General features: G+C 55.0%; 5 protein-coding genes. All 5 read right to left on the bottom strand.

What is annotated here, in order from left to right:
• Positions 1–25 precede the first annotated feature (25 nt).
• The gene (locus tag GJ746_RS09335) at positions 26–3,163 is read right to left on the bottom strand and encodes a glycosyltransferase (protein ID WP_154679945.1); all 3,138 of its coding nucleotides are present in this window, start codon (positions 3,161–3,163) and stop codon (positions 26–28) included.
• Positions 3,164–3,383: 220 nt separating this feature from the next.
• On the bottom strand, positions 3,384–4,571 hold the full coding sequence (locus tag GJ746_RS09330; RefSeq protein ID WP_413773433.1) for an HlyD family efflux transporter periplasmic adaptor subunit: 1,188 nt from the start codon (positions 4,569–4,571) through the stop codon (positions 3,384–3,386).
• A gap of 29 nt (positions 4,572–4,600) precedes the next feature.
• Positions 4,601–6,748 carry a type I secretion system permease/ATPase gene (locus GJ746_RS09325; protein WP_154679943.1) on the bottom strand — a complete coding sequence of 716 codons (2,148 nt, stop codon included), beginning with the start codon at positions 6,746–6,748 and terminating at the stop codon, positions 4,601–4,603.
• Complete coding sequence (locus GJ746_RS09320) at positions 6,745–8,181, bottom strand: TolC family outer membrane protein (RefSeq protein ID WP_154679942.1); 1,437 nt, start codon at positions 8,179–8,181, stop codon at positions 6,745–6,747. The genes GJ746_RS09325 and GJ746_RS09320 overlap by 4 nt, the downstream gene beginning before the upstream one ends.
• A gap of 172 nt (positions 8,182–8,353) precedes the next feature.
• Entirely contained in the window at positions 8,354–17,002 is an 8,649-nt protein-coding gene (locus GJ746_RS09315) for a BapA/Bap/LapF family large adhesin (protein WP_154679941.1), read from the bottom strand.
• Between the last annotated feature and the right edge of the window lie 309 nt (positions 17,003–17,311).

Here is a 17,311-nt window from a genome sequence, read left to right as displayed (position 1 = left end):
GCTAAAGGGGAAAGGACGCCAACGGTTATCCAACGTTAGCCGCCAGGTGGTGCTTTTTTTCCTCACCGCTTCTCTGCTCCTCATCCAGCTGACGCTCGCTTGTCTGCTGCCATGCCGCCCAGCGTCCGGCGATAGCGCTGGCATAGTAGCGTTGCGCGTTGCGCAGCGCGGCCTGCTGCATACTTTGCTGCAGCGTTTTGTCGGAGATGACTTTGATCAACGCCGCCGCCAGAGCCTCCTCATCGCCGCAGGGCACCAGTATTCCCGCCTGCATGTCCTGGAGAATGTCGCGCGGACCGTACTTAATCGCAAAGCTAATCAGTGGGGTTCCGTATGCCATCGCCTCTACGGCGGAAATAGACTGCCCCTCCTGGGTCGAACAAAGTACCGTACAGCAGGCCGTTTTGTGCGCCTGCGCGATGTCAGAGGTAAAGCCGTTAATGTGGATAGCCTTCTCCAGCCCCCACCCGGCGACCTGCGTGCTTAAGCTGCGGCGCAGCGGCCCCACTCCGTAAGTATGCAGCTGCGCGTCGGGGAGCACCGCCACTACTTTGCGAAACGCGCTCAGCAGTAAAGCGTGCTGCTTCTCTTCCGAGTAGCGGGCCAGGTAGATGACCGTTTGCGAAGGGATCTTCTGCGGATTTGCTGGAATATTGCCGTTATCAAGATGATTAGGGATCACCGCCATCTGGGCGGCGGGAAAACCCTCCTGCTGCAGATCCTGCCACTGCTCATCGGTCAGGACAATCAGCCGATCGACCAGATCCGGCTGCTCAAGGATATGCCGGTAGGAGCTTTTCAGCGCGCCGTTAGAAAGCTGATGATGGGAGTGAATGATGGCGCTCAGCGAGCAGGCCATCCGCTGGGTGGGCCGTGAACAAACAAAGCTTTTCCACGTTTTGTTTTTATCAACGATAAAATGCCAGCGCCCTTTCCCCGCCATCATGGTTTCCAGCATCCACGAAAAAAAGGCCTCTTCCTGAGCAAAGCGTTTTACTTCACCATCCGCCAGGGCAATTTCAAGATAGCTTAGCTGCACGTTACCCTTTTTCTCATTGAAGCTTTTGCGCAGCAGAATATTTCCGGCGCTATCAACGTAATCTTCAATGATTCTTTCCTGAGGGTGCAGCAAGAAGTTACGCTTGCCTACCGGCAAATCCACGCCAGGATCTACGGCATGCCTGAGCTCGATGTTGCCCGCCAGCGGTGCCAGCGTCGAGATGACCTTCATCGCAAAACAGTCGCTGAGCCACTGATAAATATTATATACCGGTACCTCTTCAGGCAGCGCGCCGCGGGCTTTTAACGCCTTCACCGCACTGGATAATTCCGGACTCCACGTCGCGGTAATCAGCCAGGGTACGGTGCGCAAATGTTCGGTGAACAGCTTCGCCCGGCGCATGGCCGCTACCTCAATACCGTTGCCCACATCGCGCAGCGTCTCCAGCAGAAAAACGGGGGTCGCGTTATTCGACGGCTGCGCGTCGTCCTGCTGGAGCTGCGGCTTTTTTGCCGCTAAATGGTATTTCTGATAAGCGATAAAGCCGGAAAGATAGTGCTCGACGTCATCGATTCGCACGCGGTAGCTATGGTGGCGAATAAAAAAGCTGTTCACGATCCGCGCCGGATTTTTAAAGAACATCGCCAGTTCGGGCCAGAAGAAACCGTTCAGCAAATAGCGCGCGCGGGTTTCCAGCGCCAGCCAGAACTTTTGCCGATCGAAATCATCAAGCAGATGGCGATGCTCAGGGGAAGCTTCCAGCCGGGTCACCATTTCAGATGCCGCCATCATCAGTTCAAGCAGCGTAGGATAGGTTGTGACGCGATGGAGCACGAAATCAAGATGATCGCGTACGTTGTTAAGACCAAAGCGAAAGTATTTTTCTTCCGGGCGGAAGCGGGTTAATTCATTAACGCAGTAGCTCAGCCAGTGGTCGTGGTGCTGCCAGTGTTTATTTCTGATGAAATAAGCAAAGGCTTTTTCCACGATTTCCAGCCACAGCGGCGCTTTGGTCAGGCCGTATAAGCGCATCAGGGCAAAAGCGGCTTCGCCGTCGTAATAGATGATACGGAATTTAGCCTTCAGCGAGAGGTCTTTGCTATTGAGTACATGCACAAACTCGCCGCTATTCGGATCCTGCATGTAAGCAATCCCCACCGCCAGCTGTTCCATCAGCGGCAGATATTGCCGATCGCCCGTCGTTTCGGTGTATTTAACCAGCGCCAGGATACTGACGGCGTTACCGCCGAGCTTAATCTCATCGCCAACGTCGCAGAGAAACGCGGCTTCACGGCCATCGTCCAGGGTCCGGACGTCAATCAGATTATTTACCAGATACGCAATCGCCCGGTCTATTGCCTCGCGCACCGCAGGCTGGCGCGTCGCTTCCCAGCCTTCAATCAGCGAATAGGTGGAACTGGCGTGGCGCAGCGCGTTGTAAGAGCGTACCGGTCGATCGAAACATGGGAACCAGCCGTAGTTATACAGACCGTCTTTCTTGACCTGACGGGCTAAATAATCGGTACCTTTTTTAATCACGTCGGCCAGGCATTGATCCTGCCAGTTTTCACCGATGACGCGATAGCCGGAACCCCGTCCGCTGTGTTCAATAACTTTAGTCCCAAAGCGATCGCAGAAGACGCCCTGGGTTTTAAAACGCCAGAGGGGCTGCTGGGGATCCTGCGGCCAATTCAGGGGCTGCTTAAACCGCCGCTGGCCATAGTTTTCCAGATTGACGCTATTCGGTGCGACAACGCCGTTGTCGCCGTCGTAGAGCAACGCATTGCCGGCGATTTCCTGCTCAAGGATGGCGCAGCTAAACTGCGGGTCAAACGCGAGGCCAAAGCGAAAATAGTTGCGTTTGGTGACCATGAACTTCTCGTTGAGGGATTGCCAGCTGAGCTTTTCAACGCTATCAACGATGTCGACGCGCAGCCACTGCGGCTCGTTGTCCTGCTTTTTGCGCCACTCCTGCAGCGCTCTGGCTCCCGCCAGCCACGCGAGATCGAAGCTGGTCCCGGTGGAGATATGAATATGCGCACGCGACTTACCATCGCTGACGCTGAAGAAGATAACCCATGCAGGATAGTCGGAGGGCAAGACGGTGGATTTTAGTTTTTTTGCCTGAAAGCAGGCTTGTTGCAATAAGTCACTTAGCGCCATTTTTCCCTCTCCGTTTACTCAAGAATGCGTTGAATGTTTTAAAAATTATTATCAGAGACTGTAAACAAACCCGTTTTAGATATTGCGCCGATATCTCTGCCCGACACACTCCCCGGAGGCGGCGCTCAACGCGCCTTGTCCGGGCTACCAGCCCGCAGACGGCCGTCAATCCGTAAGCCCGGCATTTCACGTAAGTCCGCAGCGTGAGTCAGCTATCTGATTAACGTTCCCTTAATGCTTCTTTTGCCCGATTAAACGGTTTTACCAGATAGTCCATTACCGTTTTTTCGCCGGTCTTAATATCAACCGTTGCTATCATTCCCGGGCCAATTAAAAAGCGTTTGCCGCTTTTATTTTCCAGGTAATCGTGGTCAGTACGAATAAACACCCGATAGTAGTAAATATCGGGTTTAGCTTCGTCCTGGGTGGTATCAGGGGATATGGTTTCCACCACGCCGTTAAGCGCCCCGTAGATGGCATAATCATAGGCGGTAATTTTTACCAGCGCCTGCTGGTCGGGGTGAATAAAAGCAATATCGCGAGGCGAGATCCGCGCTTCGATTAATAAACGGCCGTCGACGGGAACAATTTCCATAAGCTCGCCGTTCGGCGCAATAACCCCACCAATAGTGTTGACCTTGATATTTTTAACAATCCCCTGTACCGGCGAGCGGACGGTTAAACGGGTTACCGAATCGGCGCGCCCTTTAATCACTTCCGCCAGACTGGCCACGTCGGCATTGGCTTTTGACAGCTGTTCACGCGCGTCAACAAAATAGCGGGTATTGAGATCGATCTTTTTAAAACTGATATCGGCTAATTGCTGACGTAAACGCAGCACTTCGACGTTGCTTGCCGCCCCCGTTTTGGCCAGCCTTTCGGTAATCGCCAGTTCGCTGTTGACCAGCTTCAGCGACTCATCCAGCTGACGCGTCGATTTAGTCAACTGCTCCTTGCGGCTATAGTAGAGACGGGTCTCTTCCGCCAGCAGCGCGGGCCAGGCTTTCAGCGAAGCGGGAAATTCCAGCGGCTGGTTGTTGACCTCAGCCGTCAGACGAATACTCGCCGCCAGCGAAGCCCGATATTTCGCCAGGCTTTCTCCCACATTAGATTCGCTGCGGGTGGGGTCGAGGCGCGCCACCACCTGTCCGGCCTTCACCTTACTGCCTTCCCGCACGTTCAGCTCGGTTAAAATGCCGCCGTCGAGGGTCTGAATCACCTGTTCGCGGGAGCTGGGAATGACTTTTCCCGTCCCCGTTGAGACTTCATCCAGAACGGCAAACCACGCCCACACCGCCCCCACCAACAGCATAACGGCCAGCAAGAAAATCAGCCGCCGCGATTTGACGATCTTTGCCTCATCTTCTTCGCTATCCGGCAGCAGCGCCACCGGGTCGTTATTAGCCATCATCGGCAAAACGTCATTGCCCGATTTGTTCATATGTTCACCACCTGACCGCGGGCCTTCTCTTGTTCAAAGACCGTAGCTTTAGGTTTATCCAGCGCCAGCTGCCCGTCCTGGATAACCAGAATCCGATCGACGATATTAAGCACTGCCGCTTTATGCGTGGCGATAATCAGCGTGCGCTCACCGACCCACTGCGCCAGCTGTTCTACAAAGGCTTTTTCCGTTCGCTCGTCGAAATACGAGGTAGGTTCATCCAGCAGGATAATGTTCGGATCGCGTAGCAGCGTTCTCGCCAGCAAAAGCGACTGCCGCTGGCCGCCTGAAAGCCCTAGTCCGCCCTCCATAATGACGTGTTCAAGCCCGAGGGGCAGTTTGCGCACAAACTCCAGCGCGCCGCACAGGGATAAGAGCGAGAAGATTTCATCATCGGTCGCCGTCGGACGCCCGAGTATCAGGTTTTCACGCAGGGTACCGTGGAACAGACGCGCCTCCTGGGTCAGTAAGGTCGCGTTGCGGCGAACGTCGGCGAGATCGATCTGCGGCAGGCTCAAATCATCCAGCCGCAGCTCGCCGGAGGTCAGTTCGACGTTGCCCATCATCGCCTGTAGCAAAGTCGATTTACCGGCGCCGATACGCCCAAGAATAGCGATCCTCTCTCCGGCTTTAATCGATAGCTGGTTAATACGTAGCGGGACGGTGGCGTCATTAAGACCGTAGCGAAATTCGGCCTGGCGAAACTCGTAGTTACCGTGCAGCACGGCGCGATGAACCCGGGGTTCGTCTTGCCCTCCTTCCACCGGCAGCGCCATCAGATTATCGAGACTTGCCTTCGCCGTTTTTACCTGCTGCCAGCGAGCGAGCACGCCGCATAGTGCCGTCATGGGCGCAACCATACGAGTCGAGAGCATTGATGCCGCAACCATTGCCCCGGTGGTGATATCGCCATTGATCACCAGCGGCGCGCCGACCACCACCACCGTGGCGTACAGCAGGTTTTGCACCGACATTCCCCAGCTGACCAGACCGTGGGTCAGCCTGCGCGTTTTAACCCCCGACTCCGCGGTAATGGCGATATAGCTATTCCACTGATGCAAAAAGCGGCTTTCCGCCTGCATCATTTTGATGTCCGGCAGTCCCTGGATGCTTTCCACCAGAATGGCGTTACGTAAGGTATTTTCGTGCTGGTTCTTATTGGCCAGCGCCGCGAGCTTACGCTGTAATAGCAGGCCGGGAAGAATCATCATTACCGTCGCCACTGGCGCAATCCAGCTTAGCCACGGCGAGACAATAAACAGCACCACCTGAAACAGTAAAAAGAACGGTAAATCCGCCACGATCGTCATCATCGTGGAGGTCATCATTTCGCGCACCTGCTCCAGCTCGCGGATCTGCGAAATAAAGCTCCCCGTCGAGCGCGGTACCGCGCTGTTTTTCAGGCGCAGAGCGTGCCCGAAAACCCGGTCAGAGATGCGAATATCCCCGCGTTTACCGAGCAAATCCGTCACGTGTCCACGCATAATTTTCAGCGCAAAAGCAAAGACCGCCGCCAGCAGGACGCCGCTGAACAGAACGTAGAGAGTAGGATAGGATTGCGCCGGGATCACCCTATCGTAAACCTGCATCGAAAAGAGGATACCGCTCAGCGCGAGAACGTTAATGGCGAAAGACGCCAGCATCACGTGCATGTAGGGACGGAGGTCTTTCAGCACAATTTTGCGCAGCCAGTCCGGCTGAAAGCGGGTCAAATAGCTCTCGGTACGGATATCCCTTTCCGGCGCTGACGGACGAAAAGCTATCGTCTTTTCAATTTCCGGCAGCAGGGTTTCCAGCGGGCAGTAGCTGAGCAGCGAGAGCTCCTTCGCAAACCGCACCCCGACGGCATTATTAACGTCAAAGCTTTCAATTATGGCGATTTGCCCGTCACGTAGCTGGATAACCAACGGTAGCCGCCAGGCCGACATGTTCTGATCGGTAGTGGATAAAAACTGGCAGTTTAGTCCGGCATGGCGCGCCAGGTGTCTGAGCGCCTCGGGCAGGGTTTTCTGCGTCGCCCATTCGGCGGCGGCATGCAGGGTTCCGGGAGAAAAACTTTGTCGGTAGTGGTTAGCAATAAAGGCAATCGCATTCGACCAATCGAGCAAATGCGGTATCCCGGCGCGTTCGTCTTGTGGGGTCATGGGCGGATCTCCACGCCCTGGATATTTTGATTTTCCAGCGCGAACACCGTGCGCATCTTGCCGGTGCTGAACAGACAGTCCAGCTCCAGGGAGCGCAGTTGTGATTCGGTCAGGACCTGGCTGAATCTGGCCTGGTAAATTTCCTGATCGACGTTGAGCAGATCCAACAGCGGGCGTGAGCCGAGCTGAAGATACTGATCCTGATACAGCGCCCGGGTTTGCTCGCCAAGCTGCTGCTGACGTTTCTGAATACCCAGTGACTGAGCCAGATTAACCGCTTCATCGCGGGAGGCGTTCAGCTTCTGGCTGGCATCCAGCTGGGCGGTTTTGATCGCCGCATTCGCCGCCGCCAGGCTCTGCTGGGCAGCATCGCGAGAGGCGGTCATCGCCCCGCCCTGATAGATGGGCATCTGTACTTTAACCCAGGCGGAATATTGCGTTTTATTGAGTACCGCGCTGTTGGCGTAATTATCGTTAAGGTAGTGAGTCACCTCAGGTTCAAGAGAAATTGTCGGCAGCATTTGCGCGTTGGCGTTATCCAGTTGGGCCTGGGCCTGACCGGCCTGCGCCAGTGCCGCTAATACCGAAGGAACGGAACGGTAATCAATTTTAGATACCGCGCAGGCGGCATCCATCCCCTGCGGAACGTCATCCGTTACCGTGGCGATTCCGCCAATCCCGATAAAGGTTGCGAGCGTGGCTTTCCAGCGTTCAAGGGATGCCTGATATTGCAGAAGCGTAGATTGCGCCCCTTCGACGCGGGTATCGGTCTGTACAACGTCCGATAACGACGACGCTCCCGCATCGTTACGCTGACGAATCAGATCGCCGATCTCTTTTAGCGAAGTGACCTGCGCTTTGGCGATTTCAACCAGCTTTTGATAGCCCTGAACCTGCACCACCGCCGCGGCGGTGTCGTGAGCGACCTGATCGATATTCAGCATCACGGTGGCCTGCTGCTGGGCCACGCCGGAGTCTGCGGCTCTGACCGAACTGGAAACTTTGCCGAAGTCGTACAGCATTTGTGATACCGACACTACCAGCGATGGCGTATATCCGGCATCGGAATAAGAGTTTGTATAACCATTATTCATACCCGCACTAATTTGCGGGTAATATTTCGCTTTCGCGACATCAACTTTTTGCGCCATTTCCTGAAGCTTACTGACCTCCTGAGTAATAGACGGATGCCAGTTCACCGCATTTTTTACCGCTTTTTTAATATCGAGCGGGCCGGATATTCGAGTTTGGCTATTAATAACCTCATCATTATACCCGGCAACCTGTTGGTTATCGGTTAAACGCTGGCTGCTGATATCGTTAGGTATCAAATATGAATTTTCCGCATGAATTGAAAATACCGGATTCAAAGAAATAAAGAGGGCTGTATAGCCGCAGGTTATGACATTCCTTTTTTGTTCAAATAGACGCATCAAATCTACCCTTCAGAAATCACGCACTGAAAAAACGGATATAATAATTTCCGCATCATTATTTTTATTAAATGATAGTCTGCTATCTCCCGGTTTACTGCCTGAATTCATTCCTCCACGATAAAATAATCTGAACGGCACCTCCCTGTGCCGTCAGCGGTAATAACGCTAGTTAGTTAGAGTTATTAGTATCAATCAGCTCGTTGAGCGAATTGATATGTACCCCTTCCAGCGTAATTAAGGTTGTCGATTGATGGACTCCCGCTCCACCATCGCGGTCGATTGATACCACCGTATTGTTCCCCACGTAGCTCAGGGTGACGTAGTTGCCGAGGCTACTGCTGTTACTATCCCAGTCAACCAGCAGCGCCGACACATCAATATGATCCCCCTGCGCAACCGAGAAGTCCTTCCAGGTATCGCTACCGTTACCACCGGTGTTGTCATCGGCCAGCAGATTGTAAATCACCGTGTCGGCCCCGGCGCCCAAGGTAAAGGTATCGTCATAGGCGGTACTGTCGTAGTGGTCGCCGTTGATGCTGCCGCTAATCTGCGGATGCAGATCGATGGTCAGGTGCGCCGTCGACGCCGGGCTGCCGTTATCGTTTAAGGTATAGTTGAAAATCTCCTTCGTGGTCATGGTAGAGACATCAATATTCGCTTTCAGCGCGTAGGTGTACGCCCCTGTGCCCGTTATCGTCAGCACGCCGTACTGGCCGGTCACCTGTACGCTTCCCCCGCTGACGCTCGCACCGGTATTATCGGTAATAGTGCCATCGTTATGGAACGTCCAGGACGCCGCGTTGCCCGCACCATTCTTACCAGCGATGGTAAAGCCTGTGTGATAAGCCCCGTATGTGTCATCTACGCCGCCGGATCCCGAACCGTTGAGGATATTGCCCGCCACCGACTGCGCTATTGTGTAGTGCGTGTCGGTGTCCACCAGGCTGCCGTTGACGGTCGCCGAGGAGCTATAGGTCACTGCCAGCGTAGACGTCAGATTGTGCACTACCGTCAGCGTATAGTTCCCCGCAGCCAGATGTAGCCCGGTGAAAGTGATGGTGTCGTTATCGCCTCCATTGCCCGTAAGAGCAAACATCGACTGCGTATAGCTCCTGGAATCTACCGGCACAATGGATGTTGAGCCGTCACTATTAGTCACGATCTGCGATATTGAGATAGTCCCAGTGAGGGAAGCATTTACCCCTCCAGTGAGTGGTACCCGGCTGGTCCCCACCAGATCAAGCGTGATGGTCGGGTTATCCAGTTCATGGTCTGCCGCAACCGTGAAGCTCATCGTCTTAGTCACATTCCCCGTTGACTGATTGGCGTTGACCTGGGTCGCAGCCACGGCAAGAGCGGTTGAGGTATACGACGTTATCTGTCCGGCAGCCAGCGCCGTTGCGACGTTCATTGATATCAGGTCGTCCACCGCCTGGGATGGCGCGCCGCTGATATCAATCGTCAGCGTGGTACTCGCGGTATGGCCCAGACTGTCGGTAATGGTGTAGGTAAAGACATCCGATTTACCGACGCTGTCTACTCCTCCTTTAGGCTGGTAGGAGTAGCTGCCGTCGCTATGGATGGTCAATGTCCCCCATGCGCCCACTATCGCCGTTCCGCTGCTGCTTACCGACACCGGTTCGGATCCGTTGACCGAGGTGGCGGTTACGCTAGCCACCTTAATATTCACCCCGGTATCCGCTACATCTCCGTCACCGTCGCTTTGCAGCACGTTGCCCGCAAGGCTGTCTGCGTGATAACCCAGAGAGTCCGTAACGGTTACGCTAACAAAGGTTCCCAGATTGAGATCCAGCAACGCCTTCAAGATCCCGGTCGTTGACGGTGATGAAACTACCGCCGTGTAAGACCCGCCAGGCAGTAATGAAGACCAGCCGCCTCCGCTATAGGACAGAGTAAGACCGTTCACATTAATGGTGACGGCATTGGACAGTACTTCGACAACCTGTCCGGTAGCCTTATCAACGATGGAGAGATCCGCAGTGAAGGACGAGGCTCCACCCAGCAGGCTCAGCAGAGTGGTCAGCGCGGCGCCCAGGCTAAGTCCGGTGGTACCCGCAACCGCTAGCTGCGCTTTTTCGCTCGAACCCGCGGCGACATCAAAGTCAAAGGTGTTTCCATTGAGCAGACCCACATTGACATTGCCCAGCAGCGAAACCCCTACGAGCTGCCCGATAGTCCCGGTTTCTCCGTTGAGAGTATCGTATATTGAGGTTACCTCCGTATCCTGAACATCAGGATTCGCCTGTGCCGGTTCGATGTTGCCACCGATATTAATCGTCAGGTTAGTCGTCGATGTATTCCCCGCCTCATCGGTGATGGTGTAGCTAAAGATATCCGATTTACCGACAGCCGCGCCGCCTTTGGTCAGCTGGTAGCTATAGCTGCCATCAGAGTGAATTGTCAGTACCCCATACGCACCGGTGATATTGACGCCAGCGCTGGTCACGGTTACGGCGGTTGACCCCGGAATCGAATCAGAGACTGCGCTCGTGGCCGTGATATTGGTGCCAGTGTCCGCCATATCGCCGCTGGATGTGGTATCCAGTACGTTTCCTTCAATTGCCCCAACGCTGTAGCCAACGGAGTCCGTCACATCAACATTGACGAAACTTGCCACCTGAGCTGCGGCTAGCGCGTTGATCAGCGACACCAGGGTGCCGGAACTATTCGGCGCAGAGATGACCATGGTGTAATCGCCCGCTGGCAGATTCGCGAAGGACGCCGTACCGTTATAGGTCAGCCCACCAAGGAGGCTCGCCGAGATAGAGACGCTGTTTGCCGCAATGGCTACCACTTCGCCTGTCGCCGTATTCACTACCGACAGATCGGCACTCAGGGTATTTCCTGCCCCCAGGAGATTGACGATGGTGGTCAACAATCCGCTAGCCGTCAGCAGCGAGTTGCCGTTCACCGCAACCGTCAGATCCTCCACGGTTCCAGAACCTACGCTGAAGCGGAAGTTACTGCCCGACAGCAGCGATACATCCACGGTACTGAGTAACGTCACGCCAACCAGTTGACCGCTGGTACCGCTGACGTTGTTCAGATTACCTTCCAGCGCCGTTACATCCGGGCTATTGCTATCAGGTATCGCCTCGATATCGCTGTCAGAATCCGAATCGCTGTCCGAGTCGGAATCGCTGTCTGAATCGGAATCACTGTCGGAGTCCGAGTCGCTGTCCGAATCCGAGTCACTATCCGAATCCGAATCGCTGTCAGAATCCGAGTCGCTGTCAGAATCCGAATCGCTGTCCGAATCCGAGTCGCTGTCCGAATCCGAGTCGCTGTCGGAATCCGAATCGCTGTCAGAATCCGAGTCGCTGTCCGAATCCGAATCGCTGTCAGAGTCGGAGTCGCTGTCAGAATCCGAATCGCTGTCGGAATCCGAATCACTGTCCGAATCCGAGTCGCTGTCAGAATCCGAGTCAGCATCGCTGTCCGTATCATCAGCCAGACCGATATTGATGGTCAGCGTGGTGGTGGCCGTATTGCCATCCGCATCCGTAATCGTGTAGGTAAAGACCTCCGTCTGGCCGACAGAATCCGCGTCGCCGGTCGCATGATAGGTGTAACTGCCGTCGGCATAGATCACCAGCGTACCGTAGGCACCGTGAATTATCGTGCCGCCCGAGCTGACCGGCTCCGCCGTTGCCCCCGGCACCGACGTCGCAATGACGCTGGTCACAGTAATCCCCGTCCCGGTATCGCCAACATCCCCGCCGGCATCCGTCTGCAGGACGTTACCGCTGATAGTCGCGGACTCGTATCCGACAGAGTCGGTTACCGCCACATCCACCGCCGTCGCGACGCTGATATTTGCCAGGAAGTTCACCAGCGTCGGCAGCAGTCCGGTATTCGTCGGCGACGAAATCACGACCGTATAGCTGCCTTCCGGCAGGTCGCTGAAGCTGGCGCTGCCGCTGTAATCCAGGCTGACCCCGCCTGCCGTGATAGTCACCGCATTCGACGCCAGCGCAACCACTTCACCGGTCGCGGTATTCACGTCGGTTACCGCCACATCCACCGCCGTCGCGACGCTGATATTTGCCAGGAAGTTCACCAGCGTCGGCAGCAGTCCGGTATTCGTCGGCGACGAAATCACGACCGTATAGCTGCCTTCCGGCAGGTCGCTGAAGCTGGCGCTGCCGCTGTAATCCAGGCTGACCCCGCCTGCCGTGATAGTCACCGCATTCGACGCCAGCGCAACCACTTCACCGGTCGCGGTATTCACTACCGCCAGATCGGCCTGGAAGGTGTCCGTCCCGCCCAGCAGAAGCAGGAGCGAGTTGATCAGCGCCGCTGAACTCAGCGTTGTCCCGCCGGAAATATCCAGCACCACATCCTGCGTCGTACCGCTCGCGACGGTGAAGTCGAAGTTATTCCCGCTCAGCAGCGAAACATCGACCGTTCCCAGCAAGTTCACGCCGGTCAGCTGGGTAATCGTCCCGTTGACCCCCGTGAGATTGTCATGATCCTCAGAGATCAGCGCGGTATTGATATCCGCATTGGCCTGCGGAAGATCCGAGTCACTGTCAGAATCGGAATCACTGTCAGAATCTGAGTCGCTGTCCGAATCCGAGTCGCTGTCAGAGTCCGAGTCGCTGTCAGAGTCCGAATCGCTGTCGGAGTCCGAATCGCTGTCCGAATCCGAGTCGCTGTCAGAGTCCGAATCGCTGTCGGAATCCGAGTCACTGTCGGAGTCGGAATCGCTGTCTGAATCGGAATCGCTGTCGGAGTCCGAATCGCTGTCGGAGTCCGAATCGCTGTCGGAGTCCGAATCGCTGTCCGAATCCGAGTCGCTGTCCGAGTCCGAATCGCTGTCCGAGTCGGAATCGCTGTCTGAATCGGAGTCGCTGTCGGAATCCGAATCGCTGTCCGAATCCGAGTCAGCATCGCTGTCCGTATCATCAGCCAGACCGATATTGATGGTCAGCGTGGTGGTGGCCGTATTGCCATCCGCATCCGTAATCGTGTAGGTAAAGACCTCCGTCTGACCGACTGAATCCGCGTCGCCGGTCGCATAATAGGTGTAACTGCCGTCAGCATAGATCACCAGCGTACCGTAGGCACCGTGAATTATTGTGCCGCCCGAGCTGACCGGCTCCGCCGTTGCCCCCGGCACCGACGTCGCAATGACGCTGGTCACAGTAATCCCCGTCCCGGTATCGCCGACATCCCCGCCGGCATCCGTCTGCAGGACGTTACCGCTGATAGTCGCGGACTCGTATCCGACAGAGTCGGTTACCGCCACATCCACCGCCGTCGCGACGCTGATATTTGCCAGGAAGTTCACCAGCGTCGGCAGCAGTCCGGTATTCGTCGGCGACGAAATCACGACCGTATAGCTGCCTTCCGGCAGGTCGCTGAAGCTGGCGCTGCCGCTGTAATCCAGGCTGACCCCGCCTGCCGTGATAGTCACCGCATTCGACGCCAGCGCAACCACTTCACCGGTCGCGGTATTCACCACCGCCAGATCGGCCTGGAAGGTGTCCGTCCCGCCCAGCAGAAGCAGGAGCGTGTTGATCAGCGCCGCTGAACTCAGCGTTGTCCCGCCGGAAATATCCAGCACCACATCCTGCGTCGTGCCGCTCGCGACGGTGAAGTCGAAGTTATTCCCGCTCAGCAGCGAAACATCGACCGTTCCCAGCAAGTTCACGCCGGTCAGCTGGGTAATCGTCCCGTTTACCCCCGTGAGATTGTCATGATCCTCAGAGATCAGCGCGGTATTGATATCCGCATTGGCCTGCGGAAGATCCGAGTCGCTGTCGGAGTCGGAATCGCTGTCCGAATCCGAGTCGCTGTCAGAATCCGAATCGCTGTCAGAGTCGGAATCACTGTCAGAATCCGAGTCGCTGTCAGAGTCCGAATCGCTGTCCGAATCCGAATCGCTGTCAGAATCAGAATCGCTGTCCGAATCGGAGTCACTGTCAGAATCCGAATCGCTGTCAGAGTCGGAATCACTGTCAGAATCCGAGTCGCTGTCAGAATCCGAATCGCTGTCGGAGTCAGAATCGCTGTCGGAGTCAGAATCGCTGTCAGAATCAGAATCGCTGTCCGAATCGGAGTCACTGTCAGAATCCGAATCGCTGTCTGAATCCGAGTCGCTGTCAGAATCGGAGTCGCTGTCGGAATCCGAATCGCTGTCAGAGTCGGAGTCACTGTCGGAATCCGAGTCGCTGTCTGAATCCGAGTCACTGTCAGAATCGGAGTCGCTGTCAGAATCCGAGTCGCTGTCGGAGTCGGAATCACTGTCCGAATCCGAATCGCTGTCAGAGTCCGAGTCACTGTCGGAGTCGGAATCACTGTCAGAGTCGGAATCGCTGTCCGAATCCGAGTCGCTGTCAGAGTCGGAATCGCTGTCAGAATCGGAATCGCTGTCCGAATCGGAGTCACTGTCGGAATCCGAGTCACTATCGGAGTCGGAATCGCTGTCAGAATCCGAGTCGCTGTCCGAATCCGAGTCACTGTCGGAGTCCGAATCGCTGTCGGAGTCCGAGTCGCTGTCAGAATCGGAGTCACTGTCAGAATCCGAATCGCTGTCAGAATCCGAATCACTGTCGGAGTCGGAATCGCTGTCAGAATCCGAGTCGCTGTCAGAGTCCGAATCGCTGTCTGAATCGGAGTCGCTGTCTGAATCCGAGTCACTGTCGGAGTCCGAATCGCTGTCCGAATCGGAGTCACTGTCCGAATCGGAGTCACTGTCAGAATCGGAGTCGCTGTCGGAGTCAGAGTCACTGTCGGAGTCGGAATCACTGTCAGAGTCCGAGTCGCTGTCTGAATCCGAGTCGCTGTCCGAGTCGGAGTCACTGTCAGAGTCGGAGTCGCTGTCTGAATCCGAGTCGCTGTCGGAGTCGGAATCGCTGTCCGAGTCAGAGTCACTGTCAGAATCGGAGTCGCTGTCCGAATCGGAGTCACTGTCAGAATCCGAGTCGCTGTCAGAGTCCGAGTCACTATCCGAGTCCGAGTCACTATCCGAGTCCGAGTCGCTGTCGGAGTCGGAATCACTGTCAGAGTCCGAGTCGCTGTCAGAATCGGAGTCACTGTCGGAGTCCGAATCGCTGTCCGAGTCGCTGTCGGAATCCGAGTCGCTGTCAGAATCCGAGTCGCTGTCCGAGTCCGAGTCGCTGTCAGAATCCGAATCGCTGTCCGAATCGGAGTCACTGTCCGAATCCGAGTCGCTGTCGGAATCCGAATCGCTGTCAGAATCCGAGTCGCTGTCAGAATCCGAGTCGCTGTCTGAATCCGAGTCACTGTCGGAATCCGAGTCGCTGTCAGAATCGGAGTCACTGTCGGAGTCCGAGTCGCTGTCCGAATCCGAATCGCTGTCGGAATCTGAGTCACTGTCGGAATCGGAATCACTGTCAGAATCCGAGTCGCTGTCCGAATCGGAGTCGCTGTCAGAGTCCGAATCGCTGTCCGAATCCGAGTCGCTGTCCGAATCCGAGTCGCTGTCAGAGTCCGAATCGCTGTCCGAATCCGAGTCACTGTCGGAGTCGGAATCGCTGTCCGAATCGGAGTCGCTGTCGGAGTCCGAGTCGCTGTCAGAATCGGAGTCACTGTCGGAATCCGAGTCACTGTCGGAGTCGGAATCGCTGTCAGAATCCGAGTCGCTGTCGGAATCCGAGTCACTGTCAGAATCGGAGTCGCTGTCTGAATCCGAGTCACTGTCGGAGTCCGAATCGCTGTCCGAATCGGAGTCACTGTCAGAGTCGGAGTCACTGTCAGAATCGGAGTCGCTGTCTGAATCGGAATCGCTGTCGGAATCCGAGTCACTGTCGGAGTCGGAATCGCTGTCGGAATCCGAGTCACTGTCGGAGTCGGAATCGCTGTCGGAATCGCTGTCGGAATCCGAGTCACTGTCGGAGTCCGAATCGGAGTCGCTGTCAGAATCCGAATCACTGTCTGAATCCGAGTCGCTGTCAGAGTCCGAATCGCTGTCCGAATCCGAGTCGCTGTCGGAGTCAGAATCACTGTCCGAATCGGAGTCGCTGTCTGAATCGGAATCACTGTCCGAGTCGGAGTCGCTGTCAGAGTCGGAGTCACTGTCGGAGTCGGAATCGCTGTCTGAATCGGAATCGCTGTCAGAGTCCGAGTCGCTGTCAGAGTCCGAATCGCTGTCGGAATCGGAATCGCTGTCGGAATCCGAGTCACTGTCGGAATCGGAATCGCTGTCGGAATCGGAATCACTGTCAGAATCCGAATCGCTGTCAGAATCCGAGTCGCTGTCGGAGTCCGAATCACTGTCTGAATCAGAGTCACCGTCAGCATCTGAGTCACTGTCAGAGTCAGAGTCACCATCAGCATCTGAGTCGCTATCAGAGTCTGAATCACTGTCGGAATCCGAGTCGTTGTCTGAAACTGAGGAGTGGTGATCTTTATTTGAGGTACCAGCAAACATAGCCGCAATGCCCAGCAGAGCAGCTCCCGCCATGACCCAGCCGGCAATACTTTGCCCTGCGCCACCAGAAGCGATTACCTCTGAAAGATCGCTAATCAGTGAATAATGCGCCCCATCGGTACCGGCGCCCTCCAGCCACCACAATGCGCCGGTCTCATCATCCATAAGAACCAAATCACTGTGCTGACCATGCTCATCCGTAACAAAAAAGTTTTTAATTGTAACGGTTTCACCGTTATTGAGTTTTAGAACAAGATCATTACCTTGCCGGGTATACGAACTAATGTCTTCACGCTTTACGTGCAGGAGAACCACTGACTGCGTATTGAGATTAATTTGATTACCATCAACGGTGTATTCAACACCAGTATCTTTCGCTGTAACATTTATATTTTTCATCAGGTTGCACCCTTGAAATGAAGACGCAGTCAGAGGTATGAGATAATTCTTAATCATCCATCTTATTAGATATACCAGATCATGCAGTCCCGCAAGGAAAGAGGAAAATAAGCAATTTACATCCTGAAATAAAAACAAACCTATAATTTACATGCAGTTAAAATAATAAGCTTACATTTTGAGATGTTAATAAACGGCATAATAAAAAATGTTACTCACGGTTATTACAATAAATATAAAATTATGAATAATAATTTTCCCATACCATTAATCATCAACTTATTCACTTACCAGAAAATATCCGTGACA

The sequence above is a fragment of the Klebsiella oxytoca genome (assembly GCF_009707385.1).
Classification (GTDB): Bacteria; Pseudomonadota; Gammaproteobacteria; order Enterobacterales; family Enterobacteriaceae; genus Klebsiella; species Klebsiella oxytoca_C.
This window is presented reverse-complemented; position numbering and strand designations above follow the sequence as displayed.

Excerpts from the sequence above, each read along its gene's own strand:
- GJ746_RS09335 (WP_154679945.1), bottom strand. The coding sequence starts at position 3,163 with ATGGCGCTAAGTGACTTATTGCAACAAGCCTGCTTTCAGGCAAAAAAA.
- GJ746_RS09330 (WP_413773433.1), bottom strand. The coding sequence starts at position 4,571 with ATGGCTAATAACGACCCGGTGGCGCTGCTGCCGGATAGCGAAGAAGAT.
- GJ746_RS09325 (WP_154679943.1), bottom strand. The coding sequence starts at position 6,748 with ATGACCCCACAAGACGAACGCGCCGGGATACCGCATTTGCTCGATTGG.
- GJ746_RS09320 (WP_154679942.1), bottom strand. The coding sequence starts at position 8,181 with ATGCGTCTATTTGAACAAAAAAGGAATGTCATAACCTGCGGCTATACA.
- GJ746_RS09315 (WP_154679941.1), bottom strand. The coding sequence starts at position 17,002 with ATGAAAAATATAAATGTTACAGCGAAAGATACTGGTGTTGAATACACC.